The sequence below is a fragment of the Streptomyces sp. NPDC001770 genome (assembly GCF_053596135.1).
On the sequence record NZ_JBSFFN010000019.1, the window covers coordinates 44,654 to 70,891 of the forward strand.

A 26,238-nucleotide genomic window follows, 5' to 3' on the forward strand; every position below is an offset into this window, starting at 1 on the left:
CGGTTCGAAGCATTCGAAGCTCTTGATCAGACCCTACCCACGGGGTCCGACATCGGCCCGGTACTTTTCCAACGTCCGGGCCCTGTCCCGATCATTCCCCTCCGGCGGCCCGTTCAGCCGCCGGACAGCACCCGGACCAGCTCTTCCGCCGTGCGGCAGCGGTCCAGGAGGTTCTTGACGTGCTCCCGCGTCCCGCGCAGCGGCTCCATGGTGGGCACCCGTTGCAGAGAGTCATGGCCGGGCAGGTCGAAGATGACCGAGTCCCAGGAGGCGGCGGCCACGTCGTCCGCGTACTGGTCCAGGCAGCGGCCCCGGAAATAGGCCCGGGTGTCCTCCGGGGGCTTCGTACGCGCCCTGGCCACCTCGTCCTCCCCCAGCAGGCGTTTCATCCGCCCGCCGGCCACGAGGCGGTTGTAGAGCCCCTTGTCGGCCCGTACGTCGGCGTACTGGAGGTCCACCAGGTGCAGGCGGGGGGCGTCCCACTCCAGGGCGTCCCGGCGCCGGTAGCCGTCCATGAGGGCCCGCTTGGCCACCCAGTCCAGTTCCCCCGACAGGCTCATCGGGTCGTTCTCCAGACGGTTGAGGGTGTCCTCCCAGCGCAGCAGGACGTCCCGGGTCTGCTCGTCGGCGTCGGCGCCGTACCTCTCCTCGACGTACTTGCGGGCCAGCTCGAAGTACTCCATCTGGAGCTGCACCGCGGTGAGTGTGCGGCCGCTGCGGAGCGTGATCAGATGCTGGAGGGACGGGTCGTGCGAGACCTGGTGGAGGGTCCGTACGGGCTGGTCGACGGCGAGGTCCACGTTGATGAACCCGTCCTCGATCATCGAGAGGACCAGGGCGGTGGTGCCGAGCTTCAGATAGGTCGAGATCTCGGAGAGATTGGCGTCTCCGATGATGACGTGCAGCCTGCGGTACTTCTCCGCGTCGGAGTGCGGCTCGTCCCGGGTGTTGATGATGGGGCGCTTGAGCGTCGTCTCCAGCCCCACCTCCACCTCGAAGTAGTCGGCGCGCTGGCTGAGCTGGAAGCCGTGGTCGCGGCCGTCCTGCCCGATCCCGACCCGGCCCGCCCCGGTGACGACCTGGCGGCTGACGAAGAACGGAGTCAGGTGGCGCACGATGTCCGAGAAGGGGGTGTCCCGTCTCATCAGGTAGTTCTCGTGCGTGCCGTAGGAGGCGCCCTTGTTGTCGGTGTTGTTCTTGTAGAGGTGGATCGGCTGGGCGCCGGGAATGGCGGCGGCCAGTTCGGCGGCCTCGGCCATGATGCGCTCGCCGGCCTTGTCCCAGAGGACCGCGTCACGCGGGTTGGTGATCTCCGGGGAGCTGTACTCGGGGTGCGCGTGGTCCACGTAGAGGCGGGCGCCGTTGGTCAGGATGACGTTGGCCAGACCGATGTCCTCGTCGGTGAGCTGGCTGGAGTCGGCGGTCTCGCGGGCGAGGTCGAAGCCTCGCGCGTCCCGCAGCGGATTCTCCTCCTCGAAGTCCCAGCGGGCGCGGCGCGCCCGGTGCATCGCCGCCGCGTAGGCGTTGACGATCTGGGACGAGGTGAGCATGGCATTGGCGTTGGGGTGGCCGGGGACGGAGATTCCGTACTCCGTCTCGATGCCCATTACTCGCCGTACGGTCATGCGGCCCTCCTTGCCCGGCGTCGTCCCCTCGGGAACGGCGCTCAAGTACCGCTGCTGGTCCGATTGCGTGCGCGGTCGTCCGGCCCCGCACTGCGCGGTCGGCGGTACGTCAGAGCCTAGAGCGCCTCTGCCCCGGTGGGGAGATCCATTACGTCATTGTTCGGATGCGGCGCGAATGCGGCGGCGACTCGGGGGAAAACAACCGGCTGCGGTTGCCCGGTCGGGCAGCCGCAGCCGGTCCGCTCGTTACAGGTACTGACCGGTGTTCGCGACCGTGTCGATGGACCGGCCGGTGTCCGCGCCCTGCTTTCCGGTGACGAGCGTGCGGATGAAGACGATCCGCTCGCCCTTCTTTCCGGAGATCCTGGCCCAGTCGTCCGGGTTGGTGGTGTTGGGCAGGTCCTCGTTCTCCTTGAACTCGTCCACGCACGCCTGGAGGAGATGGGAGACGCGAATGCCCTTCTGGCCTTCTTCGAGGAATGCCTTGATGGCCATCTTCTTGGCCCGGTCGACGATGTTCTGGATCATCGCGCCGGAGTTGAAGTCCTTGAAATAGAGGACTTCCTTGTCACCGTTGGCGTAGGTGACTTCGAGGAACCGGTTCTCCTCGGATTCCGTGTACATCCGCTCCACCACGGACTGGATCATCGCGTGCGTGGCGGCCGGCTTGGAGCCGGCGTGCTCGGACAGATCGTCCGAGTGCAGCGGGAGCGTCGCGGTCAGGTACTTCGCGAAGATGTCCTTCGCGGCCTCCGCGTCCGGACGCTCGATCTTGATCTTCACATCGAGGCGGCCGGGCCGGAGGATGGCCGGGTCGATCATGTCCTCGCGGTTGGAGGCACCGATGACGATGACGTTCTCCAGCCCTTCCACACCGTCGATCTCGGCGAGCAGCTGCGGGACGATGGTGTTCTCCACGTCCGAGCTGACGCCGCTGCCGCGGGTGCGGAAGAGGGATTCCATCTCGTCGAAGAAGACGATGACGGGGGTGCCCTCGCTCGCCTTCTCCCGGGCACGCTGGAAGACGAGGCGGATGTGCCGCTCGGTCTCACCGACGTACTTGTTGAGGAGCTCGGGGCCCTTGATATTGAGGAAGTAGCTCTTCCCCGCGGGCTGGCCGGTCACCTCGGCGACCTTCTTGGCGAGCGAGTTGGCGACTGCCTTGGCGATGAGCGTCTTGCCGCAGCCGGGCGGACCGTAGAGCAGGATGCCCTTCGGCGGACGGAGTTCGTGTTCCTTGAAGAGGTCGGGGTGGAGGTACGGGAGCTCGACCGCGTCGCGGATCAGCTCGATCTGGTCGCCCAGACCGCCGATCTTGTCGTAGTCGATGTCCGGGACCTCTTCGAGGACGAGTTCCTCGACCTCGCTCTTGGGCACCACTTCGTAGACGTAACCGGACCTGGGTTCCAGCAGGAGCGCGTCGCCGGGGCGGATGGTGATGTCGAGCAGCGGCTCGGCGAGCCGCACCACCCGTTCCTCGTCGGTGTGCCCGACCACCAGGGCGCGCTCGCCGTCCTCAAGGATCTCCTTGAGGGTGACGATGTCCCCGGCCCGCTCGAATTCCATGGCCTCGACCACGTTGAGCGCTTCGTTGAGCATGACTTCCTGGCCTCGACGGAGGCCTTCGATCTCAACGCTGGGACTGACGTTCACCCGGAGCTTGCGGCCCCCGGTGAAGATGTCGCAGGTACCGTCCTCATTGGCCTGCAGGAACACGCCGAAACCGGCTGGCGGCTGGGCGAGCCTGTCGACCTCCTCCTTGAGAGCCACGATCTGGTCGCGGGCCTCGCGGAGCGTGTGGGCGAGCCGTTCGTTCTGTGCGGTCACACCGGACAGACTGGTCTGCAACTCGACGACCCGCTCTTCGAGAATTCTCGAATGACGCGGAGAGTCGGCGAGCTTACGTCGCAGGACGGCGATTTCCTGCTCAAGATAGGCGACCTGGCCCGACGGGTCTTCTGACCCCCGCCCGGGCCGGATGCCGCGGTTGATGTCGTCGTCGTGGGCTGCCACGGTCCTCACCTCCTCCAAGGGGAGCTGGACGCTTCCTGACCCTACCTGCGTGGGTGGTGATTGAAACCCCTAGATCACAAAGACTGCGGGGTGTGTCCGATCTTCACCCTTGCTCTCCCCCTCGTGCCAAGGGAATACCCACCCTTGGGCACGCGAAAGCAGCCAGTTGTATCGTCGAACCGTTCAACACCCGTCAGGGCTGGCTTCAATTGGTTGAGATACGCAGGGATCGGCAGGACATATGACCGCGCAGCAGGACTCGCCCGGCGCGAGCGACACCGAGGATCTGGAGGTCTGGATCGACCAGGACCTCTGCACGGGCGACGGGATCTGCGTCCAGTACGCCCCCGAAGTGTTCGAGCTGGACATCGACGGGCTGGCGTACGTGAAGAGCGCCGACGACGAGCTGCTCCAGCAGCCTGGCGCCACCACGCGGGTCCCGCTGCCGCTGCTGACGGACGTGGTGGATTCGGCCAAGGAGTGCCCCGGCGACTGCATCCACGTACGTCGAGTTTCGGACAGCGTCGAGGTCTACGGGCCGGACGCGGCCTAGCCGGCGTCCGGCGGGTGCCCGGAGCCGGTCAGACGCCGGCGTCGGGTCGCGCGGCGGACCGGACGAAGGCTCCGCCCGACCAGCGCCAGGTGGTCTCCTCGCGCTGGTCGGGGCAGCAGCTGGGCACCTGGTTCGAGGAGTAGCCGAGCGTGGTCGCGGAGACGACGGCGTTCTCGACCGCGAGTTCACCGACCGTCAGCCGCAGAGCGGGGTCCACCAGGGTCGCCACGACCCGGGGTGCGGCCCCGCTTCCGTGTGTCAGGACGTAGACGCCGTCCGGCGGGGTGCCCGAGCCGGCGGCGCAGTGGACGGCCACCACGGTCTCGGGCTTCCCGTCGCCGTCCAGGTCGCCCCTGGCCTGCCGCCCGACGGTCTGGCCCACGCTCCCGCACGTGAGCGGGAAGACCACACCCGTCGGGTCCGGGGCTCCTGCGGTGATCTCGGGAGCGGCGTTACCGGCCGGAGCGGCGGCCGCGGCGGACGCTGTCGCGGTCGGTTCACCGGGCTGCAGCAGACCGGCGACGGCGACGGTCGCGAACACCGCGGCGGCGGTGGCGAGCCAGTGCATCGCCCTGGAGTCGTTGTGCGCGAGATCCGGGAGTACGGAGGGCTGCACGCGGTCTGTCTCCTGATGTTTCCGGGGAGCATGTGGAACGTCCCTGCCGGGCATCGGCGGCAGGGGGTGGCCAGCATCGTGCCACACCTCACACGGGCAGGGAACAGCGGGGTGTGCGACGGCACCCGCCGGGAACCGGAGGGCGGAACCGGGGGATGCGAAGGGGCCGGCTCCGGGAGCGGGTATGCGAAGGGCGCCGTCGCCCCGCCTGCCCGGGTCGGTCCGGAAGGGCGGGGCGGCGGCGCCCATCGCCGCACCGCGAGCCGGTCGTGGTGGTCGGTCACCACGGTCGGTCGCGGTCGTCGGTGCCGCGCGGCTTTCGAGGGTCGCGCGGTCGGTCGGTGGTGGAGCGGTCGCGTCCGTCAGTCGCGGTCGGCGGAACCGCTCCGGTCGGCGGAACCGCTCCGGTCGGCGGAACCGCTCCGGCCGCCGGGGCCGTCGTAGTCCTCGCCGTAGGCGCCCTTGGAGGGACGGCGGCGGCGCATCGGGGGCTCGACCCCGTCGGCCAGGCGGCGGGCGGTCACCAGGAAGCCGGTGTGGCCGATCATCCGGTGGTCCGGGCGGACGGCGAGGCCCTCGACGTGCCAGTTGCGGATCATGGATTCCCAGGGCTGCGGCTCGGCGAAGCAGCCGATCTCGCGGAGGGACTCGACCGTCCGCGACAGCTGGGTGGTGGTGGCGACGTACGCGCAGACGATGCCGCCGGGCACCAGCGCCTTGGAGACGGCCTCCAGGCACTCCCACGGGGCGAGCATATCCAGGACGACCCGGTCCACCTCGGTGTCCGAGAGGTTGTCCTGCAGGTCGCCGATGGTGAGCTGCCAGGCCGGGTGCGGGCTGCCGAAGTAGCGCTCCACGTTCTGCTGGGCGATCTCGGCGAAGTCCTCGCGGCGCTCGTAGGAGTGCAGCATGCCCTGCTCACCGATGGCGCGCAGCAGGAAGGTGGAGAGCGCGCCCGATCCGACGCCTGCCTCCACGACGCGGGCGCCGGGGAAGATGTCGGCGAAGGCCAGGATCTGGCCCGCGTCCTTGGGGTAGACCACGGCGGCGCCGCGGGGCATGGAGAGGACGTAGTCGGGGAGCAGGGGGCGCAGCGCGAGATAGGCGACGTTTCCCGTGGTACGGACAACACTGCCCTCGGGAGCACCGATCAGCTCGTCGTGCGGGAAAGAACCCTTGTGGGTGTGGAAGTTCTTTCCGGCCTCGAGCGTGAAGGTGTGGTGGCGTCCCTTGGGGTCGGTGAGCTGTACTTGGTCCCCGACCTTGAAGGGCCCACGGCGGCGGGCGGCACCGGTCGGTTCAGACATGTGACCAGCGTACCGGTGTTTCCGGGGCCTCCTTCCGCCGGTGGACGGCGGGTGCTCCCCCCGGGGGGCCGCCCTCAGGACCCGGGGCGCGTCATGGCGGCGAGGAAGGCGCGTTCGACGTCGGTCGTGGAGAGGACGCCGTAGACCGCGCCGGACTCCTCCACGACGAGGTACTCGGTCGCGGGGGTGGCGCGCAGCCGGTCCAGCAGCTCCTCGCCGGCGAGCTCGGCGGGGACGCGCATGCCCTCGTTGAGGTCCTGGGCGAGGCCGCCGACGGCGACCCAGGGGCGGCGGTGCTCGGGGACCCCGCCGATGGCGGACTCCCGGACGACGCCCTTCGGGGTGCCTTCCGGGTCGACGACGACGAGGGCGCGGGCTCCCGCCTCGTTGGCCCGGCGCAGGGCTTCGGAGAGCGGGGTGGCGGACTCGACGGGCACCGCGCGGCGGGTGAGGGTGCGGGCCCGGAGCTCGGGGAGGTGTTCGCGCAGCCGTGCCATGCGCAGGCTGTTGCCGGCGCCGGTCCAGATGATCCCGGCGAGGATGGCGGCGAGCAGTGCGTCGGTGACCGTCTCCATGCCGCCGATCTCGTCGGCCGAGCCGCCTGTGCGGGTGAGCAGCGGCAGGCCGACGAGTACGGCGACGGCGAGGCCCCGGCCGACCCAGGCGGCGACGACGGTGCCGCTCATGGGCTTGCCGGTGATCTTCCAGACGACCGCGCGCAGCATGCGCCCGCCGTCGAGCGGGAGCCCGGGCAGCAGGTTGAAGACGGCGACGATGAGGTTGGAGATCATCAGTCCGGCGAGCAGGACGCCGGGGACGGTGCCGGGCTCCACGAACTGCATGGAGAGATAGAACACCCCGGCCAGGACGAGGGAGAGGAGCGGGCCCACGAAGGCGAGGACGAACTCGCGCCCCGGGGTCTCGGTCTCCTTCTCGATCTCCGAGACACCGCCGAAGAACTGGAGCTGGATGCGGCGCACGGGCAGTTTGTACCGGAGGGCCGCGACGGTGTGCGCGAGTTCGTGGACCAGTACGGAGGCGTAGAAGGCGATGGCGAAGAAGAGGGCGACGAGGTAGCGGGCGGCGCCGAGCTCGGGCAGGACGCGGTCGAGCTGTCCTCCGAAGACCCAGGTGATCAGCGCCGCGACGACGAACCAGCTGGGGGCCACGTACACGGGCACACCGAACGGGCGGCCCATCAGCAGGCCGCCGCCGGGTCCGGCGGGGCGACGGGGGCGTTCCTTGCCCGGTCCGGGGCCGGTTCCCCCGGCGCCGGGCTGCGGGCGCCCGCTGTCGCCGCTCTGGTCGCTCTCGTCCACTGGGTCCTTCCGTCCGGGGCGTCTGAATCGATCATGCGGTGCCCGAGGCTCTGCCGTCGATGGTATGCCGCCCGCTGTCAGTGGCGGGTCGTAGGGTCTGGGGCATGAGTTCCGCACCCCGGCCCCCCGCGCCGCCGTCCTCCCTGTCGCCGTCGCGGGCGAACGACTTCATGCAGTGCCCTTTGCTCTACCGCTTCCGGGTCATCGACAAACTGCCGGAGAAGCCGAGCGAGGCGGCCACCCGGGGAACCCTGGTGCACGCGGTGCTGGAGCGGCTCTTCGACGCGCCCGCCGCGGAGCGTACGGCTCCGAGGGCGCGGGCCCTGGTGCCCGGGCAGTGGGACCGGCTGCTGGAGTCGAAGCCGGAGCTGACGGAGCTCTTCGCCGAGGACACCGGGGGTGAGCGGCTCGCGGGGTGGCTGGGCGAGGCGGAGCGGCTGGTGGAGCGGTGGTTCTCGCTGGAGGACCCGACGCGCCTCGAGCCGGTCGAGCGCGAGATGTTCGTGGAGACGGAGCTGGAGTCGGGGCTGCGGCTGCGCGGGGTCATCGACCGCGTCGACATCGCGCCGACGGGCGAGGTCCGGATCGTCGACTACAAGACGGGGAAGGCGCCGCGTCCGGAGTACGCGGAGGGCGCGCTCTTCCAGATGAAGTTCTACGCGCTGGTGGTCTGGCGCCTCAAGGGCGTGGTGCCGCGCCGGCTCCAGCTGGTGTACCTCGGCAGCGGCGACGTCATGACGTACGACCCGGTGGTCGCGGATCTGGAGCGGGTGGAGCGGAAGCTGCACGCGCTCTGGGAGGCGATCCGGCTGGCGACGGAGACCGGCGAGTGGCGGCCGAGGCCGACCAAGCTCTGCGGCTGGTGCGACCACCAGGCGGTCTGTCCGGAATTCGGCGGGACTCCCCCGGTCTATCCGCTCCCCGTGGTGCTGCCGGAGTCCCGTGAGGATGGGGCGGGCAGAATGGGGCCGGTCGGGGCCGACGCCGGTCGGCCCGCGTCCCCAGACGGTCCCTGAGGAGTTCTTCGTGGCAATCCGCGTCCTGCTGGTCGACGACCAGCCACTGCTGCGCACCGGCTTCCGGATGATTCTGGAGGCCGAGGGCGATCTCGCGGTGGTCGGCGAGGCCGGTGACGGACTCCAGGCCATCGACCAGGTCAGGGCGCTCCAGCCGGACGTGGTGCTGATGGACATCCGGATGCCGCGGATGGACGGTGTGGAGGCGACCCGCCAGATCACCGGCCCGGACCGGAACGGCCCGGCGAAGGTGCTGGTGCTGACGACGTTCGATCTGGACGAGTACGTCGTGGAGGCGCTGCGCGCGGGTGCCAGCGGCTTCCTGCTCAAGGACGCCCCGGCCAACGAGCTGGTGCAGGCGATCCGGGTGGTGGCCGCGGGCGAGGCGATGCTCGCCCCGAGCATCACCCGGCGGCTGCTCGACAAGTACGCCGACCACCTCCCGTCCGGCGAGGAGGCGGTCCCGGACGCCCTGCACCGGCTGACCGACCGCGAGGTCGAGGTGCTGAAGCTGGTGGCGCGCGGCCTGTCGAACGCGGAGATCGCCGCGGACCTCTTCGTCAGTGAGACGACGGTGAAGACGCACGTCGGGCACGTACTGACCAAGCTCCAGCTGCGCGACCGGGTGCAGGCGGCGGTGTACGCGTACGAGAGCGGTCTGGTCCGGCCCGGCGCGCAGTAGTGGCGGGAGCGGTGCAGGACCGAGCGGTGGCCCGCGCGGCCCGGCGGGTCACCGCTCCGGTGTTCACCGGGGATCGGTCACCCGGTTCGGGCCGGTGATCCCGAGGGCCCCGTCGCCCAGGACGAGACGGCGGGTCCCGTCCCCGGCCAGGGGGACGCGGGGACGGGCGGCCCCGCGGAAGGCCCCGGTCCGTACCCGGAAGCGGGCGGGCGCGCCGTCCGTACCCGCTCGGGCGGCTGAGCCGGGTCGCGGGTGGGCCCGGGCACCGGGGCCGGCGCTCCGGCCGCGGTCCGCCGGACCGTTCAGCTCCGGCCCCCGCGGGAGGCCGGGTCCAGGACCAGCTTCTGGAGGAAGGCCAGGTCGATCTCCTCCAGCGAGCGGACGACCACGCGTCCGGCGGCCGGTGCGATGGGCGCCACGGAGGGTACGGCCACGACGCGGCATCCGGCGGCTTCCGCCGAGGCGACGCCGGTGGCGGTGTCCTCGATGACGGCGCAGCGGGCGGGGTCGGCGCCGAATCCGGCCGCGGCGGCGAGGTAGGGGTCGGGGTGCGGCTTGGTGCGGGCGACCTCGTCACCGGCGACGGTCAGCGCGAAGTGGTGGTGGCCGACCGAGTCGAGGACCCGGTCGATGATCCGGCGGTGCGAGGCGGAGACGAGGGCGGCCGGTACGGAGTGGGCGGAGAGCTCGGCGAGCAGCCGGGCGGCGCCGGGCATGAGGGGGACGCCCCGCCCGATGCGCTTCTCGAAGCGGTCGTTCAGCAGGACGGTGAGTTCCTCCACCGCGATGTCCGCGCCGGTCACGTCGATGAGGTAGCCGGCGCTGCGGGTCATCGGCCCGCCGACGACCACCTCGCGCCAGGACTCGTCGAGCCGGTGGCCGAGGTCGGCGAACACCTCGACCTCGGTGTCCCACCAGAAGCCCTCGGTGTCCACCAGGGTGCCGTCCATGTCGAGAAGGACGGCCTGCAGGGTCGCGCCGTCGGCGGTGCGGGTCAGGGACGCGGGGACCGTACTGGTCATGCGGCACACCTTCCGTGAGGGACGAGAAGGCCGGCCGCCCTTCCGGGGAAGGGCGACCGGCCTCACTGGACCGACCAGTCTACGACTCGTCCGGCGTTCACGCGTGAACGCTTTCGGGTGTTTTCCCGGCGGGAGCGCGTCGGGAAGGTGGCGGCCGGCGGCCGTGCGCGGCGCGTCAGCGCGCGTTGAAGTACTTCGCCTCCGGGTGGTGGATGACGATCGCGTCCGTGGACTGCTCCGGGTGGAGCTGGAACTCCTCGGAGAGGTGGACGCCGATCCGCTCGGGCTGGAGCAGGTCGGCGATCTTGGCGCGGTCCTCGAGGTCGGGGCAGGCGCCGTAGCCGAGGGAGAAGCGCGCGCCGCGGTACTTGAGCGCGAACATGTCCTCGACGTGGGCCGGGTCCTCGCCTGAGTAGCCGAGCTCGGAGCGGACCCGGGCGTGCCAGTACTCGGCGAGGGCCTCGGCGAGCTGCACGGAGAGGCCGTGCAGCTCCAGGTAGTCGCGGTAGGCGTTGGCCTCGAAGAGCTTGGCGGTCTCGGTACCGATCCTGGAGCCGACGGTGACGACCTGGAGGCCGACGACGTCCTTCTCGCCGGACTCCTCCGGGCGGAAGAAGTCGGCGAGGCAGAGGCGGCGGCCCCTGCGCTGGCGGGGGAAGGTGAAGCGGGTGCGCTCCGAGCCGTCCTCGTTCAGCAGGATGAGGTCGTCGCCCTTGGAGACGCAGGGGAAGTAGCCGTAGACCACGGCGGCTTCCAGCAGGTTCTCGCTCTGGAGCTTGTCGAGCCAGCCGCGCAGGTGCGGGCGGCCCTCGGTCTCCACGAGCTCCTCGTACGTCGGTCCGTCGCCGGCGCGGGCCTGCTTGAGGCCCCACTGGCCCTTGAAGAGCGCGCCCTCGTCGAGCCAGGAGGCGTACTCCTTCAGCTGGATGCCCTTGACGACGCGGGTGCCCCAGAACGGCGGGGCGGGCACCGGGTTGTCGGTGGCGACGTCGGAGCGGACGCCTGTCTCCGGCTCGGTGACCTCCAGGACGGCGGTGTCGCGCTTGGGCACCCGGCGCTGCTTGAGCTCGGGGAGCACGGCACCGGGGACGCCGCGCTTGACGCCGATGAGGGCGTCCATCAGGCGCAGGCCCTCGAACGCGTCGCGGGCGTAGCGGACCTCGCCCTCGTAGATCTCGTGCAGGTCCTGCTCGACGTAGGCGCGGGTGAGGGCCGCACCGCCGAGGATCACCGGGAAGCGGGCGGCCAGCTTGCGCTGGTTCAGCTCCTCCAGGTTCTCCTTCATGATCACGGTGGACTTCACCAGGAGGCCGGACATGCCGATGACGTCGGCGTTGTGTTCCTCGGCGGCTTCCAGGATCGCGGAGACGGGCTGCTTGATGCCGATGTTGACGACGTTGAAGCCGTTGTTGGAGAGGATGATGTCGACGAGGTTCTTGCCGATGTCGTGGACGTCGCCGCGGACGGTGGCCAGCACGATGGTGCCCTTGCCCTCCGCGTCGGTCTTCTCCATGTGCGGTTCGAGGTAGGCGACCGCGGTCTTCATGACCTCGGCGGACTGGAGCACGAACGGCAGCTGCATCTGGCCGGAGCCGAACAGCTCGCCGACCACCTTCATGCCTTCGAGGAGGGTGTCGTTGACGATGTCGAGGGCCGGGCGGGTCGTCAGGGCCTCGTCGAGGTCGGCCTCCAGGCCGTTCTTCTCGCCGTCGATGATGCGGCGCTGGAGGCGCTCGTCGAGCGGCAGGGCGAGGAGCTCCTCGGCCTTGCCGGCCTTCATCGACTTCATGTTGACGCCCTCGAACAGCTCCATGAGCCGCTGCAGGGGGTCGTAGCCTTCGGCGCGGCGGTCGTGGATCAGGTCGAGGGCGACCTTGACCTGCTCCTCCTCAAGGCGGGCGATCGGCAGGATCTTCGAGGCGTGCACGATGGCGGAGTCGAGTCCGGCCTTGACGCACTCGTCGAGGAAGACGGAGTTCAGCACGACGCGGGCGGCCGGGTTGAGGCCGAAGGAGATATTGGAGAGGCCCAGCGTGGTCTGGACGTCGGGGTGCCGCTTCTTCAGTTCGCGGATGGCGCCGATGGTGGCGATGCCGTCCTTGCGGGACTCCTCCTGACCGGTGCAGATGGTGAAGGTCAGGGTGTCGATGAGGATGTCCGACTCGTGGATGCCCCAGTTGCCGGTGAGGTCCTCGATGAGCCGTTCGGCGATGGCGACCTTGTGCTCGACGGTACGGGCCTGGCCCTCCTCGTCGATGGTGAGGGCGATCAGCGCGGCGCCGTGCTCGGACGCGAGCTTGGTGACCTTGGCGAAACGGGACTCGGGTCCGTCGCCGTCCTCGTAGTTGACCGAGTTCAGGACGGCACGGCCGCCGAGCTTCTCCAGACCGGCCTGGAGGACGGGGACCTCGGTGGAGTCCAGCACGATCGGCAGGGTGGAGGCGGTGGCGAAGCGCCCGGCGAGCTCCGCCATGTCGGCGACCCCGTCGCGGCCGACGTAGTCGACGCAGAGGTCGAGCATGTGCGCGCCCTCGCGGATCTGGTCGCGGGCCATCTCCACGCAGTCGTCCCAGCGGGCCTCCAGCATGGCCTCGCGGAACTTCTTGGAGCCGTTGGCGTTCGTACGCTCACCGATGGCGAGGTACGAGGTGTCCTGACGGAAGGGGACGGTCTGGTAGAGCGAGGCCGCGCCGGGCTCGGGGCGCGGGTCGCGGACGGTGGGGACGGTGCCGCGGACGCGTTCGACGACCTGGCGCAGGTGTTCCGGGGTCGTACCGCAGCAGCCGCCGACCAGCGAGAGGCCGTACTCCTGGACGAAGGTCTCCTGCGCGTCGGCGAGGCCCTCGGGGCCGAGCGGGAAGTGCGCGCCGTCCTTGGTGAGGACGGGGAGGCCCGCGTTGGGCATGCAGAGCAGCGGGATGCGGGAGTGGCGGGTGAGGTAGCGCAGGTGCTCGCTCATCTCCGCCGGGCCGGTGGAGCAGTTCAGGCCGATCATGTCGACGCCGAGCGGTTCGAGCGCGGTCAGCGCGGCGCCGATCTCGGAGCCGAGCAGCATGGTGCCGGTCGTCTCGAAGGCCAGTGAGACCAGCAGCGGCAGGTCGCTGCCGAGCGCCTCCAGCGCCCGGCGCGCGCCCAGGATGGCGGCCTTGGTCTGGAGGAGGTCCTGGGTGGTCTCGACGATGAGCGCGTCGGCGCCCCCGGAGATCAGCCCTTCGGCGTTCTGCTGGAAGCCCTCGCGAAGCTGGGTGTACGGGGCGTGGCCCAGGGTCGGCAGCTTGGTGCCGGGGCCCATGGAGCCGAGCACCCAGCGCTGCTGCCCGGTGGAGGCGGTGAACGCGTCGGCGACCTCGCGGGCGATGCGGGCGCCGGCCTCGGAGAGTTCGTGGATGCGCTCGGGGATGTCGTACTCGCCCAGGGCCGAGGAGTTCGCACCGAACGTATTGGTTTCGACACAGTCGACGCCGACCGCGAAGTACTCCTCGTGCACGGAGCGCACGATGTCGGGGCGGGTGATGTTGAGGATCTCGTTGCAGCCTTCGAGGTCCTGGAAGTCTTCGAGCGTGGGGTCCTGGGCCTGGAGCATGGTGCCCATGGCGCCGTCGGCCACGACCACACGGGTGGCGAGTGCTTCGCGGAGTGCGTCAACCCTGCTCGGGCTGGCGGCGGAAGGGGTCGGCAACGAGGCCATGGATGATCTCCCAGGGATGCGACGGCTGTCGGCTTTGCGCACTTCCGGCAGAAGGCGCACCCGGCCAGCGTAGCCCGCTACCGGTGACCCCTGTGCGGGTGTCCCACCGACCGGACTGCATGCTGTGGCGGAAAAGGTGCGGCGGGGAAGCGACGGAACACCGCCCCTTGCCCCGCGCGGAGGTCGGCATCGGCCGATAGTGTTCAGCATTGTCGAACCGAGCGGACGAGTGGAGGAGTACGGCGCGATGGCCAAGAACATCCAGTCGCTGGAGCGGGCGGCGGCGATGCTGCGCCTGCTGGCGGGCGGCGAGCGCCGGCTCGGCCTCTCCGACATCGCCTCGTCCCTGGGCCTCGCCAAGGGCACCGCCCACGGCATCCTGCGCACCCTCCAGCTGGAGGGCTTCGTCGAACAGGACCCGGCGTCCGGCCGCTACCAGCTGGGCGCGGAGCTGCTGCGCCTGGGCAACAGCTACCTGGACGTCCACGAACTGCGCGCCCGGGCCCTCGTCTGGACCGACGACCTGGCCCGGTCGAGCGGCGAGAGCGTCCACCTCGGCGTGCTGCACCAGCACGGGGTGCTGATCGTGCACCACGTCTTCCGGCCGGACGACAGCCGACAGGTGCTGGAGGTCGGCGCGATGCAGCCGCTGCACTCCACGGCGCTGGGCAAGGTGCTCGCCGCGTTCGACCCGGTGGCGCACAGCGAGGCCCTCGACGGTGAGCGGCGCTCCTTCACCGCCCGCACGGTCACCGCGCGGGACGCGTTCGAGGAGACGCTCGCGCTGACCCGGGCGCGCGGCTGGGCCGCCGACGCGGAGGAGACCTGGGAGGGGGTGGCGGCCGTGGCGGCCCCCATCCACGACGGCCGGCGGATGCCGGTCGGGGCGGTCGCGGTGACCGGCGCGGTGGAGCGGCTGCGCCCGGGGGGCGAGCTGCGCCCCGAACTGATCGCGGCAGTACGCGACTGCGCCCGGGCGGTCTCCCGCGACCTGGGGGCCGGCCGCTTCTGACGGCCCCGGCACCGGACCCGCGTGCGCCCGGTCCGCACCGGGCACCCCTGAGCCCGTCCGCGTCTCCCCGGCCGGGCGGGCTCACGCATGCGCGGCCCCGGCGTGCCGCTCCCCCGCCGGCGGGTCGCTCTCCGCGGGCCGCCACCCCCACCGGTCCCTCCCCGTCGGCCGCAGGTCGCTTTCCGCCGGAGCGCACCACCCGGTCCGAGTCGTATGCCACACCCCCTTGACTCCCCCTCGGCCGAGCGAAACACTGCCGTTCACCGGTCGGCATTGCCGAACGCTTCACGACCATAGGCGTTAAGGTGTGGCAATGCCGAGGGCCGGTCAAGCCCTTGCAGGCGGCGCATCCCCTTCGGAGGGGGCGTCATCTGGAGCGTGTACCCCCGGAGGGACCCGGTGGTGCGCATTCCCCTGGACGAAGGACAAAGGAGTCACGGTGTCCAGCTCCGACATCTTCATCGGCGAGACCATCGGTACCGCCGTACTCATCCTGCTGGGCGGTGGTGTCTGTGCCGCCGTCACGCTCAAGCGCTCCAAGGCGAAGGACGCGGGCTGGGTCGCCATCGCCTTCGGCTGGGGCTTCGCGGTGCTCACCGGCGCCTACCTGGCGGGGGGTGTGTCCGGGGCCCATCTCAACCCGGCCGTCACCATCGGACTCGCGATCCAGGGCGGTACGCCGTGGAGCCAGGTGCCCCTCTACATCGGATCGCAGCTGCTCGGTGCGGCCATCGGAGCGGTACTGGTGTGGGCCGTGTACTACGGGCAGTTCCGGGCCCACCTGACCGACCCGGAGATCACCGGCACCGAGAACCCCGCGGAGGGGATGGTCGACCAGACCACCGACCCCCACGCGGGACCGGTGCTCGGGGTCTTCTGCACCAGCCCCGAGATCCGCAACGCCGCGCAGAACCTGGTCACCGAGATCATCGCCACCCTCGTGCTGGTACTGGCCATCCTGACCCAGGGCCTCAACGACGACGGCAACGGGCTCGGCACGCTGGGCGCGCTCGTCACCGCGCTGGTCGTGGTCGGCATCGGGTTCTCCCTGGGCGGTCCGACGGGCTACGCGATCAACCCGGTCCGCGACCTCGGCCCGCGTATCGTGCACGCACTGCTGCCGCTGCCGAACAAGGGCGGCTCGGACTGGGGCTACGCGTGGGTACCCGTCGTGGGACCGCTCGTCGGCGGCGCCCTGGCCGGCCTCCTCTACAACGTCGCCTTCGCCTGATCCGGCCCGATCCGGACGGAAGACCCCAGGCGCCCGGCAAGCGCCTCCACCCACACCACCACAGACCCCGGGGAGCACACCGTGAACGACGCACACACCGCCGGCCCGTTCATCGCGGCCATCGACCAGGGCACCACCTCCACCCGCTGCATCGTCTTCGACAAGGACGGCCGGATCGTCTCGGTCGAGCAGAAGGAGCACGAGCAGATCTTCCCGAAGCCCGGCTGGGTCGAGCACGACGCCACCGAGATCTGGGAGAACGTCCAGGAGGTGGTGGCCGGAGCCGTCGTCAAGGCGGGTGTCACGGCCGACGACGTCAAGGCCATCGGCATCACCAACCAGCGCGAGACCACGCTGATGTGGGACCGGCACACCGGAGAGCCCGTCCACAACGCCCTCGTCTGGCAGGACACCCGTACCGACGCGCTCTGCAAGGAGCTCGGCCGCAACGTCGGCCAGGACCGCTTCCGCCGCGAGACCGGCCTGCCGCTCGCCTCCTACTTCGCCGGGCCCAAGATCCGCTGGCTGCTCGACAACGTCGAGGGACTGCGCGAGCGGGCCGAACGCGGGGACATCCTCTTCGGCACCATGGACTCCTGGGTCATCTGGAACCTCACCGGCGGCACCGACGGAGGCGTCCACGTCACCGACGTCACCAACGCCTCGCGCACCCTGCTGATGAACCTGCACAACCTGACGTGGGACGAGCGCATCCTGCGGTCCATGGACATCCCGGCCGCCGTCCTGCCGGAGATCCGCTCCTCCGCCGAGGTGTACGGGCTCGCCTCCGACGGGGTGCTCGCCGGAGTGCCGGTGGCCTCCGCGCTCGGCGACCAGCAGGCGGCGCTGTTCGGCCAGACCTGCTTCTCGGAGGGCGAGGCCAAGTCCACGTACGGCACCGGCACCTTCATGCTCATCAACACCGGCTCCACCCCGGTCAACTCGTACAACGGGCTGCTGACCACCGTGGGCTACCGGATCGGCGACCAGCCGGCCGTGTACGCGCTGGAGGGGTCGATCGCCGTCACCGGTTCGCTGGTGCAGTGGATGCGCGACCAGATGGGGCTCATCAACTCGGCCGCCGAGATCGAGACCCTGGCCTCTTCGGTGGACGACAACGGCGGCGCGTACTTCGTACCCGCGTTCTCCGGTCTGTTCGCCCCGTACTGGCGCCCCGACGCCCGGGGCGTCATCGCCGGGCTCACCCGGTACGTCACCAAGGCGCACATCGCCCGGGCCGTGCTGGAAGCGACCGCCTGGCAGACCCGCGAGATCAGCGACGCCATGACGAAGGACTCCGGCGTCGAGCTGACCGCGCTCAAGGTCGACGGCGGCATGACCTCCAACAACCTGCTGATGCAGATGCTCTCCGACTGTCTGGACGCACCCGTGGTGCGGCCGATGGTCGCCGAGACCACCTGTCTCGGCGCCGCCTACGCCGCCGGTCTCGCCGTCGGCTTCTGGCCGGACACCGACGCGCTGCGCGCCAACTGGCGCCGGGCCGCCGAGTGGACACCCCGTATGGACGCGGCCACCCGTGACCGCGAGTACAAGAGCTGGCTCAAAGCGGTGCAGCGCTCCATGGGCTGGCTCGACGACACCGAGGAGTAAGCAGACATGACCATCCCGCAGAGCGTCCCCGCCCCCGGGACGCGCCCGGCCGCCGGCTCCCTCCCGAGCCGCGCCGAAACCAGGGAGCGGCTCTCCCGCACGACGTACGACCTCCTGGTGATCGGCGGCGGCATCCTGGGCATCTCCACCGCCTGGCATGCCGCGCAGTCCGGACTGCGGGTGGCCCTGGTGGACGCCGGCGACTTCGCGGGCGCCACCTCCTCCGCCTCCTCGAAGCTGCTCCACGGGGGGCTGCGCTACCTCCAGACCGGCGCGGTGAAGCTGGTGGCGGAGAACCACTTCGAGCGGCGGGCGGTCTCCCGGCAGGTCGCCCCGCACCTCGCCAACCCGCTCACCTTCTACCTGCCGGTCTACAAGGGCGGCCCGCACGGGGCGGCCAAGCTCGGCGCGGGCGTCTTCGCCTACTCGGCGCTCTCCGCCTTCGGCGACGGCGTCGGCCATGTGATCAGCCCGCAGCGGGCCCGCCGGGACGTGCCCGAGCTGCGTACGGACGGGCTGAAGGCGGTCGCGGTCTACGGCGACGACCAGATGAACGACGCGCGGATGGCCCTGATGACCGTGCGCGCGGCGGTCGCGGCCGGTGCGGACGTGCTCAACCACGCGGCGGTCACCGGGCTCCGGTTCACCCGGGGCCGGGTCACCGGCGCGGAGCTCGCCGACCGGGTCGACGGTACGGAGTTCGGGGTGGACGCCCGCCTGGTGCTGAACGCCACCGGCCCGTGGGTGGACCGGCTGCGGAGGATGGAGGACCCGGGCGCCGCGCCCTCCGTACGGCTCTCGAAGGGTGCGCACCTGGTACTGCGGCGCACCGCCCCCTGGCGGGCGGCGCTGGCGACGCCGATCGACAAGTACCGGATCACCTTCGCCCTGCCGTGGGAGGACATGCTGCTGCTCGGCACCACGGACGAGGTGTACGAGGGCGAGCCCGAGGACCTGGCGGTGACGGAGAAGGACACCGCGCAGATCCTGGACGAGGCGGCCTTCTCCGTCCGGGACCAGCAGCTCTCGCGCGACCTGATCACGTACTCCTTCGCCGGTCTGCGGGTGCTACCGGGCGGTCCTGGCGACACCTCGAAGGCGAAGCGGGAGACGGTCGTGACGGAGGGGCGCGGCGGGATGCTGTCGGTGGCCGGCGGCAAGTGGACGACGTTCCGTCACATCGGCCGCACCGTGATGGCCAAGCTGGCCGCGCTGCCGGGGCATCCGCTGGGCGACGCGATGGAACCGATGGACCGGCTGCCGAAGCGGCTGCCGCTGCCCGGGATCGCCAGTCCCGGAGCGGTGACGCACCGGCTGCTGGCGGACGGCGCCGGCTCCGGCCCCCGGCTGTCGGCGGACACCGCGCGGCATCTGGCCACGCACTACGGTTCGCTCGCCTTCGACATCACCCGGCTCGCCGAGGCGGACCCGGCCCTCGCCCGCCGTATCCACCCGGACGCTCCGGAGATATGGGCGCAGGTGGCGTACGCGCGGGACCACGAGTGGGCCGAGACCGCCGACGACGTGCTGCGCCGGCGGACGACGCTGACGATCCGCGGGCTGGCCACCGAAGAGGTGCGGACCGGGGTCGAGGCGATGCTGGCGGAGCGCGGCTGAGCGGCGCGGGCGGGCGGGGGCATGCGGGGCGGCGCGGGGAGCGTGCCGGGGGTGTCCGGACGGAGCGGGGAGCGTGCGGGGCGGTGACGCTGCCATGCCGCCGCCACACCGCCGCAATGGAACGCGGGAACAGTGGAGGGCATGAGATTCTCCGTACTCTCCCTGATCGGGCATGCCCCGCACCCGCTGACCGGCGAACTCCTCTCCCCCGCCGACCGTTTCGCCGAGGTGATCGAGACCGCGTCGGACGCCGAGCGGCTCGGCTTCGACGCGTACGCCGTCGGTGAACGGCACGCCGGCGCCTTCCTCTCGTCGAGCCCGACCGTGGTGCTGGGGGCGGTGGCCGCGCGGACGACCTCCATCCGGCTGCTGACGGGCGTCACCGTCGTCGCGATCCTCGATCCGGTCCGGGTCGCCGAGGACTACGCCACCCTCGACCAGATAGCGCGCGGGCGGCTCGAACTGGTCATCGGCAAGGGGGCCGAGGCCGGTCACTTCGCGCTCTTCGGGCTCGACGAGGACCGGCAGTGGGACCTCCAGCAGGAGAAGTACGAGCTGCTGCGCCGGCTGTGGACCGAGGAGGGGGTGGACTGGGAGGGCGAGTTCCGTCCGCCGTTGAAGAACACGACCACCGTGCCGCGTCCGTACGACGGTGCTCCGCGCGTCTGGCACGGCTCGGCGACCAGCCTGCACTCCACCGAGCTGGCCGCCAAGCACGGCGACCCGCTCTTCACCGCCAACGCCATCCAGCCGAAGGCCGCGTACGCGAAGCTGATCGCGCACTACCGCGAGCGGTTCGAGGCGTACGGGCACGATCCGGCGGACGCCCGGGTGGCGGCCGGTTCCGGCGGGCTGCTGATCGCGGACAGCTCGCAGCAGGCGGTGGAGCGGTACAAGGAGCTGTACGAGGCGCGGGTGCGGCAGTCCTTCAGGCCGCACCTGGAGGGGAAGGCCGGGTACAACACGCCGTTCCGGACCATCGAGGACGCCATCGCGGGCGGCCCGCAGCTGATCGGCAGCCCTCAGCAGATCATCGACAAGATCCTCGGCTACTACGAGGAGTACCACCACGATCTCCAGTCGATCACCGTGGACGGCCTCGGTCTGAGCCGTCCCGAGCAGTTGGAGACCTTGCGGCGGTTCGCGGAGGAGATCGCTCCGGTGGTCCGCCGGGAGGCGCCGACGAGCCTGTGGGCGTGATCCCGGCTCTGGGCGCCGGGAGGCGGGCGGGGCGGACCGCATAATGGAATGAGACATCGGATGTCTGATTCCCGTCCGTACCCAGGAGGACCGTCATGGCTGTCACCGACGAGGCGATCGAAAAGATCAAGGGCATGATCGTCTCGGGTGCGCTCCGCCCCGGCGACCGGCTGCCGAAGGAGAGTGAACTCGCCGCGGACCTGGGGCTGTCCCGCAACTCCCTGCGCGAGGCGGTGCGGGCGCTGTCGCTGATCCGCATCCTCGACGTACGGCAGGGCGACGGTACCTACGTCACCAGCCTGGACCCCCAGCTCCTGCTGGAAGCGCTGAGTTTCGTGGTGGACTTCCACCGCGACGACACGGTGCTGGAGTTCCTCGCGGTCCGCCGCATCCTGGAGCCGGCGGCCACGGCCATGGCGGCGTCGCGGATCGGGGACGAGGAGCTCGACGCACTCGCGGCGGAGCTCGACGCGCTGGGCGAGGAGCCCTCGGTTGAGGAACTCGTCGCCGCCGACCTGCGCTTCCACCGGAGGATCGTCCAGGCCTCGGGCAACACGGTTCTCTGCTCGCTGCTGGACGGCCTGTCGGGGCCGACCACCCGGGCGCGGGTCTGGCGCGGGCTGACCCAGGAGGACGCGCTCAGCCACACCCTCCAGGAGCACCGCGCCATCCTGGCAGCCCTGCGCGACCGGGACCCGGAGGCGGCGCGGGCGTGGGCGACGGTGCACGTGGCGAGCGTGGAGCAGTGGCTGCGCTCGACGCTGTAAGGGCGGGGGCGGCACGGGCCGGCTGCCGGCGGTGACCGGCAGCCGGCGGCCGGTCAGTCCTCCGCGGGGCGCAGCCGCAGGCCCTGCATCCCGCCGTCGACGGCGAGGGCGGTGCCGGTGACGGAGGCGGCGGCGGGGCTCGCCAGGTAGACGACCGCGGCGGCGACCTCGTCGGCCGAGACCAGGCGGCCGAGCGGCTGGCGGGCGTTGAGCGCGGCCCGTTCGGCCTCGGGGTCGCCGGCCTGGCCGAGCAGCCGTCCGATCCACGGGGTGTCCGCGGTACCGGGGTTGACGCAGTTGACGCGGACGCCCTCGCGGACGTGGTCGGCGGCCATGGCGAGGGTGAGGGAGAGGACCGCGCCCTTGCTCGCGCTGTAGAGGGCCCGCTGCGGCAGTCCGGCGGTGGCCGCGATGGAGCAGGTCTGGGTGATCGAGACCGAGCCGGGCCGCTCGCGGGCCGCGGCCCGCAGGTGGGGCAGGGCGTGCCGGGCGGCGCGGACCATGCCGAGGACGTTGATGTCCAGGACCCGGGTCCACTCCTCGTCGGCGTTGTCCTCGACGGTGCCGATGGAGCCGATGCCGGCATTGGAGACCAGGGTGTGCAGCCCGCCGAACTCGGCGGCGGCGCGGTCGACGGCCGCGCGGACCTGGGCGTCGTCGGTCACGTCGGCCCGGACGGCGAACGTCCCCTCGGGTGCTCCGGTGGTGTCCCGGTCGAGCACCGCGACCCGGGCGCCGCGCTCCAGCAGCAGGGTGGCGACGGCGGCGCCGATGCCGGACGCGCCTCCGGTCACCAGCGCGGACAGTCCGTCGAAGTCCTTCGTACCGGTCATCGGCCGGCCTCCTCGTGGTCGGGGAGGGCCGCCCAGACGGGGCCCTCCGGGTAGCGGTGTCCGGCGATCGACGCGGGGAGCATCCGGGCCGAGAAGCCGGGGGCGCGCGGGGTGACGTAGCGTCCGCCGGTCACGACGGCGGGCTCGGTGAAGTGCTCGTGCAGGTGGTCGACGTACTCGATGACCCGGTCCTCCCAGGTGCCGGAGACGGCCACGAAGTCGAACATGGAGAGGTGCTGGACCAGTTCGCAGAGTCCGACCCCGCCGGCGTGCGGGCAGACGGGCACCTGGAACTTCGCCGCGAGCAGGAGGATCGCGAGGTTCTCGTTGACCCCGGCGACCCGGGCCGCGTCGATCTGGACGAAGTCCACGGCCCCGGCCTGGAGCAGCTGCTTGAACACGACCCGGTTGGCGCCGTGTTCGCCGGTGGCGACCTTGACCGGCTGCCCGGCGCGGATGGCGGCGTGCGCGAGGATGTCGTCGGGGCTGGTGGGCTCCTCGATCCAGTGCGGGTCGTACGGGGCGAGGGCGCTCATCCACTCCACCGCCTCGGCCACGTCCCAGCGCTGGTTGGCGTCCACGGCGATCCGGACGTCGGGGCCGACCGCCTCGCGGGCGAGCTTCAGGCGCCGTACGTCGTCGTCACGGTCCCCGCCGACCTTCAGCTTGATCTGGGTGAAGCCGTCGGCGACGGCCTCCCTGGCGAGGCGGACGAGCTTGTCGTCGTCGTACCCGAGCCAGCCGGGCGAGGTGGTGTACGCGGGGTAGCCCTGGGCCAGCAGCTCTGCGGTCCGCTCGGCGCGGCCCGGTTCGGCGGCCCGCAGGATCTCCAGCGCGTCCTCGGGGGTGAGGGCGTCGGTGAGGTAGCGGAAGTCGACCAGGGAGACGAGCTCCTCGGGGGTCATCGTCGCGAGGAACTGCCAGACGGGCAGCCCGGCCGCCTTCGCCGCGAGGTCCCAGGCGGCGTTGACGACGGCCCCGGCCGCCATGTGTGCGACCCCCTTCTCCGGGCCGAGCCAGCGCAGTTGCGAGTCGTGCGTCAGTTCGCGGTACAGGTCCCCGAGGTCCGCCGCGGTGCGCGGCACGGGCCGGCCCAGCAGGTACGGCTTGAGGGTCTCGATCGCGGCGGCCATGACATCGTTGCCGCGCCCGATGGTGAAGCAGAACCCGTGCCCTTCGAGGGGGGCCTCGTCACCGGTGCCGGGAGCGTCGGTGCGGAGCACCACGTAGGCGGCGGAGTAGTCGGGGTCGGGGTTCATCGCGTCCGAGCCGTCCAGTTCTCGGGACGTCGGGAAGCGGATGTCGTGGACCTCGACGTCCGTGACGGACTGACTCATGCGCGCCCCCAGGGCAATAACATCGGATCTCTACAGCGAACATCCGATGTATAGCGCCATACGAGCCTCTTCGTCCAGCTGCGGGAGAAATCTGGAGGCACACAGCTCGGATGAATACGGAGGCAGATGCCCCGATTCGATCACTGCCGCACTTCGGTGATCGAGGTTCACCCACCCGTGCAAAGGGGCTTCGGATGGGAATGCTCCAACCCGTAAGGTTGGTGCGTACGTGTACGCAAGGGAACTTCGGAAGGAGGCCTGGGTGATCGAGCTCGAGGGTGTACCCGAGCTGATCGACCCGGTCATGGTGGCCGCGTTCGAGGGCTGGAACGACGCCGGTGACGCCGCCTCCACCGCGGTCGGCCATCTGGACCGGGAATGGAAGGGCGAGGTGTTCGCGGCGCTCGACGCCGAGGACTACTACGACTTCCAGGTCAACCGCCCCACGGTGTGGCTGGACGGCGGTGTCCGCAAGATCACCTGGCCGACGACACGCCTCTCGGTGGTCCGCGTCGGCGGCGACAAGCCCCGTGACCTGGTGCTGGTCCGGGGCATCGAGCCGTCCATGCGCTGGCGCTCGTTCTGCAACGAGCTGCTCGGCTTCGCCCACGAGCTGGGCGTCGAGATGGTGGTCATCCTCGGCGCGCTGCTCGGCGACACCCCGCACACCCGTCCGGTGCCGGTCAGCGGGGTCACCTCGGACCCGGACCTGGCGGCGACCATGGACCTGGAGGAGACGCGGTACGAGGGCCCGACCGGCATCGTCGGCATCCTCCAGGAGGCCTGCACCCACGCGGGCGTTCCGGCGGTGAGCCTGTGGGCCGCCGTGCCGCACTACGTCTCCCAGCCGCCCAACCCGAAGGCGACGCTGGCCCTGCTGAACCGGCTGGAGGACCTGCTCGGGCTGCGCATCCCGCTGGGCGAACTGCCCGAGGACGCGCGCGCCTGGCAGATCGGCGTGGACCAGCTGGCCGCGGAGGACAGCGAGGTGGCCGAGTACGTCCAGACGCTGGAGGAGGCCCGGGACACCGCCGAGCTTCCCGAGGCTTCCGGGGAGGCCATCGCCCGCGAGTTCGAGCGCTATCTGAGGCGCCGCGACCCCGGCCCGGGTCCGGGCCAGGCGCCCGGCGGGCACGCCACGGAGAGCGGTGACGTCCCGTACCTGCGGGAGGCGAGCGGCCGCACCCGCCCGCCCAGGCCGCAGCGCCCGGCGGAGCCCGGTCCGGGCACGGCCGGTGGAGGGCCCGAGGAGAAGAAGCCGTCGGACGACGAGAGCACCGGCCCGGGTACGGGCTCCGGCTCGGGCTCGGACTCCGCCCCGGGCTCAGGCTCCCCCGACGAGGACAGGCCGGAGAGCTGACGCCGGTCCCCCGGTACGGAACCGGCCCCGGTCCTCTCTTCTCGGAGAGGACCGGGGCCGTTCGCGTACACGGGTGCGTCCGGTTCCGCGGAGCGACGCCGTCCCACACGGCGGACGCCGTACTACAGCGCGACGCCCAGGAGCGCGTCGACGGTACGGGAGACGAGGCCGGGTGCGCCCTCGTCCGTACCGCCCTCGGAGTGCTGGCGCTCGGCCCAGCGGTCCACGGCGGCCAGCGCGGTCGCCGCGTCCAGGTCGTCGGCGAGGGCCTCGCGGACCTCTTCGACCAGGGCGTCGGCGGACGGGCCGTCCGGGCGGGAGACCGCGGCGCGCCACCGTCCGAGCCGGGCGACGGCGTCGGCGAGGACCTGGTCGGTCCACTCCCAGTCGCTCCGGTAGTGGTGCGAGAGCAGGGCGAGGCGGATCGCCGCCGGGTCCACGCCCTCGCGGCGGAGGGTGGAGACGAACACCAGGTTGCCGCGCGACTTGGACATCTTCTCGCCGTCCAGGCCGACCATGCCGGCGTGGACGTACGCCTGGGCGAACGGGTGCTCGCCGGTCAGGGCCTGTGCGTGGGAGGCGCCCATCTCGTGGTGCGGGAACGCGAGGTCGGAGCCGCCGCCCTGCACGTCGAAGCCCATGCCGAGGTGGTCCAGGGCGATGGCGACGCACTCGATGTGCCAGCCGGGCCGTCCGGCTCCGAGGCTGCCGCCGTCCCAGCTGGGCTCGCCCTCGCGGGCGGCCATCCACAGCATCGGGTCGAGGGGGTTCTTCTTGCCGGGGCGCTCGGGGTCGCCGCCGCGCTCGGCGGAGAGCAGCCGCATGGCCTCCGCGTCGAGACCGGAGACCTCGCCGAAGTGCGGGTCGGCCTCGACCGAGAAGTAGACGTCGCCCTCCAGCTCGTACGCCGCACCCGCGTCACGCAGGCGCTCGACGAGGGGCACGATGCCCGGTATGGCTTCGACCGCGCCGATGTAGTGCTTCGGCGGGAGCATCCGCAGAGCGGTCATGTCCTCGCGGAACAGGGCGGTCTCGCGCTCCGCGAGTGCGGTCCAGTCCTCTCCGTCGCGCACGGCCCGCTCCAGCAGCGGGTCGTCCACATCGGTCACGTTCTGGACGTAGTGAACCTGCCGCTTGGTGTCGAGCCACACGCGCTGTACGAGATCGAACGCGTTGTAGGTCGCCGCATGACCCATGTGGGTCGCGTCGTACGGCGTGATGCCGCAGACGTAGATGCGGGCGACGGGACCGGGGTCAAGGGTGATCCGTCCGCCGGTCGCGGTGTCGTGGATCCGAAGGTCGCGGCCCTTGCCAGGCAGGGCGGGGACCTCAGAAGCGGGCCAGGCATGCATGTCATGAGCGTAACCGGACGGAGGTTCCGGATACGAACCGGATGGCGAATCGTGTCCGAAGACGCATGCTTGACGGA

The 26,238-nt window shown here is 71.2% G+C and carries 20 protein-coding genes; 10 read left to right on the plus strand and 10 right to left on the minus strand.

Annotated elements, in window-relative coordinates:
* Positions 1-113: 113 nt before the first annotated feature.
* Both dop and arc read right to left on the minus strand, forming a co-directional pair.
* Positions 114-1,625, minus strand: a complete 1,512-nt coding sequence (dop, locus tag ACWCSV_RS18520; protein ID WP_451143407.1) for a depupylase/deamidase Dop — start codon at positions 1,623-1,625, stop codon at positions 114-116.
* 246 nt (positions 1,626-1,871) lie between these two features.
* Positions 1,872-3,638: a proteasome ATPase gene (arc, locus tag ACWCSV_RS18525; protein ID WP_451143409.1), complete on the minus strand. Its 1,767-nt coding sequence runs from the start codon at positions 3,636-3,638 to the stop codon at positions 1,872-1,874.
* A 241-nt stretch (positions 3,639-3,879) separates the two neighbouring features.
* Here arc and ACWCSV_RS18530 point away from each other — a divergent pair, with 241 nt between their 5' ends.
* Positions 3,880-4,191 carry a ferredoxin gene (locus ACWCSV_RS18530; RefSeq protein WP_451143411.1) on the plus strand — a complete coding sequence of 104 codons (312 nt, stop codon included), beginning with the start codon at positions 3,880-3,882 and terminating at the stop codon, positions 4,189-4,191.
* Positions 4,192-4,219: 28 nt separating this feature from the next.
* On the opposite strand, the gene ACWCSV_RS18535 is transcribed toward ACWCSV_RS18530, so the two are convergent.
* The 3 genes from ACWCSV_RS18535 to ACWCSV_RS18545 all read right to left on the minus strand — a co-directional run bounded on the left by ACWCSV_RS18535 (position 4,220) and on the right by ACWCSV_RS18545 (position 7,433).
* The gene (locus ACWCSV_RS18535) at positions 4,220-4,807 is read right to left on the minus strand and encodes a hypothetical protein (protein ID WP_451143413.1); all 588 of its coding nucleotides are present in this window, start codon (positions 4,805-4,807) and stop codon (positions 4,220-4,222) included.
* Between the two features lie 362 nt (positions 4,808-5,169).
* Positions 5,170-6,114: a tRNA (adenine-N1)-methyltransferase gene (locus ACWCSV_RS18540; protein ID WP_451143415.1), complete on the minus strand. Its 945-nt coding sequence runs from the start codon at positions 6,112-6,114 to the stop codon at positions 5,170-5,172.
* Positions 6,115-6,188: 74 nt separating this feature from the next.
* Positions 6,189-7,433 (minus strand): site-2 protease family protein, encoded by a 1,245-nt coding sequence (locus ACWCSV_RS18545; protein WP_451143417.1) that lies wholly within the window; start codon positions 7,431-7,433, stop codon positions 6,189-6,191.
* A gap of 104 nt (positions 7,434-7,537) precedes the next feature.
* Between ACWCSV_RS18545 and ACWCSV_RS18550 the strand changes: the two genes are divergently transcribed.
* Complete coding sequence (locus tag ACWCSV_RS18550; protein ID WP_451143419.1) at positions 7,538-8,449, plus strand: RecB family exonuclease; 912 nt, start codon at positions 7,538-7,540, stop codon at positions 8,447-8,449.
* Between the two features lie 10 nt (positions 8,450-8,459).
* A complete protein-coding gene (locus tag ACWCSV_RS18555; protein WP_451143421.1) occupies positions 8,460-9,131 on the plus strand; it encodes a response regulator in 672 nt (223 codons plus the stop codon).
* 302 nt (positions 9,132-9,433) lie between these two features.
* On the opposite strand, the gene ACWCSV_RS18560 is transcribed toward ACWCSV_RS18555, so the two are convergent.
* Positions 9,434-10,153: an HAD family hydrolase gene (locus tag ACWCSV_RS18560; protein ID WP_451143423.1), complete on the minus strand. Its 720-nt coding sequence runs from the start codon at positions 10,151-10,153 to the stop codon at positions 9,434-9,436.
* A 175-nt stretch (positions 10,154-10,328) separates the two neighbouring features.
* Complete coding sequence (metH, locus tag ACWCSV_RS18565) at positions 10,329-13,841, minus strand: methionine synthase (protein WP_451143425.1); 3,513 nt, start codon at positions 13,839-13,841, stop codon at positions 10,329-10,331.
* A gap of 247 nt (positions 13,842-14,088) precedes the next feature.
* On the opposite strand from metH, the gene ACWCSV_RS18570 reads away from it, so the two are divergent.
* From ACWCSV_RS18570 to ACWCSV_RS18595, 6 genes are all read left to right on the plus strand, one after another.
* Positions 14,089-14,853, plus strand: a complete 765-nt coding sequence (locus tag ACWCSV_RS18570; protein WP_451143427.1) for an IclR family transcriptional regulator — start codon at positions 14,089-14,091, stop codon at positions 14,851-14,853.
* A gap of 439 nt (positions 14,854-15,292) precedes the next feature.
* The gene (locus ACWCSV_RS18575) at positions 15,293-16,084 is read left to right on the plus strand and encodes an MIP/aquaporin family protein (RefSeq protein ID WP_451143429.1); all 792 of its coding nucleotides are present in this window, start codon (positions 15,293-15,295) and stop codon (positions 16,082-16,084) included.
* An 81-nt stretch (positions 16,085-16,165) separates the two neighbouring features.
* The gene (gene glpK / locus ACWCSV_RS18580; protein ID WP_390964903.1) at positions 16,166-17,695 is read left to right on the plus strand and encodes a glycerol kinase GlpK; all 1,530 of its coding nucleotides are present in this window, start codon (positions 16,166-16,168) and stop codon (positions 17,693-17,695) included.
* A gap of 6 nt (positions 17,696-17,701) precedes the next feature.
* Positions 17,702-19,312, plus strand: a complete 1,611-nt coding sequence (locus tag ACWCSV_RS18585; RefSeq protein WP_451143431.1) for an FAD-dependent oxidoreductase — start codon at positions 17,702-17,704, stop codon at positions 19,310-19,312.
* Between the two features lie 141 nt (positions 19,313-19,453).
* The gene (locus ACWCSV_RS18590; RefSeq protein ID WP_451143433.1) at positions 19,454-20,512 is read left to right on the plus strand and encodes an LLM class flavin-dependent oxidoreductase; all 1,059 of its coding nucleotides are present in this window, start codon (positions 19,454-19,456) and stop codon (positions 20,510-20,512) included.
* A gap of 95 nt (positions 20,513-20,607) precedes the next feature.
* Positions 20,608-21,279, plus strand: coding sequence for a FadR/GntR family transcriptional regulator (locus ACWCSV_RS18595; RefSeq protein ID WP_451143435.1), 672 nt, complete (start codon positions 20,608-20,610; stop codon positions 21,277-21,279).
* A gap of 53 nt (positions 21,280-21,332) precedes the next feature.
* Here ACWCSV_RS18595 and ACWCSV_RS18600 read toward each other — a convergent pair whose 3' ends face one another.
* Together ACWCSV_RS18600 and ACWCSV_RS18605 are read right to left on the minus strand one after the other, a co-directional pair.
* A complete protein-coding gene (locus ACWCSV_RS18600; RefSeq protein WP_451143437.1) occupies positions 21,333-22,112 on the minus strand; it encodes an SDR family NAD(P)-dependent oxidoreductase in 780 nt (259 codons plus the stop codon).
* Positions 22,109-23,449, minus strand: coding sequence for an enolase C-terminal domain-like protein (locus ACWCSV_RS18605; RefSeq protein ID WP_451143439.1), 1,341 nt, complete (start codon positions 23,447-23,449; stop codon positions 22,109-22,111). The genes ACWCSV_RS18600 and ACWCSV_RS18605 overlap by 4 nt, the downstream gene beginning before the upstream one ends.
* 262 nt (positions 23,450-23,711) lie before the next feature.
* On the opposite strand from ACWCSV_RS18605, the gene ACWCSV_RS18610 reads away from it, so the two are divergent.
* Positions 23,712-24,809 carry a PAC2 family protein gene (locus ACWCSV_RS18610; protein WP_451143441.1) on the plus strand — a complete coding sequence of 366 codons (1,098 nt, stop codon included), beginning with the start codon at positions 23,712-23,714 and terminating at the stop codon, positions 24,807-24,809.
* A 122-nt stretch (positions 24,810-24,931) separates the two neighbouring features.
* On the opposite strand, the gene mshC is transcribed toward ACWCSV_RS18610, so the two are convergent.
* Entirely contained in the window at positions 24,932-26,161 is a 1,230-nt protein-coding gene (gene mshC, locus ACWCSV_RS18615) for a cysteine--1-D-myo-inosityl 2-amino-2-deoxy-alpha-D-glucopyranoside ligase (RefSeq protein WP_451143443.1), read from the minus strand.
* Between the last annotated feature and the right edge of the window lie 77 nt (positions 26,162-26,238).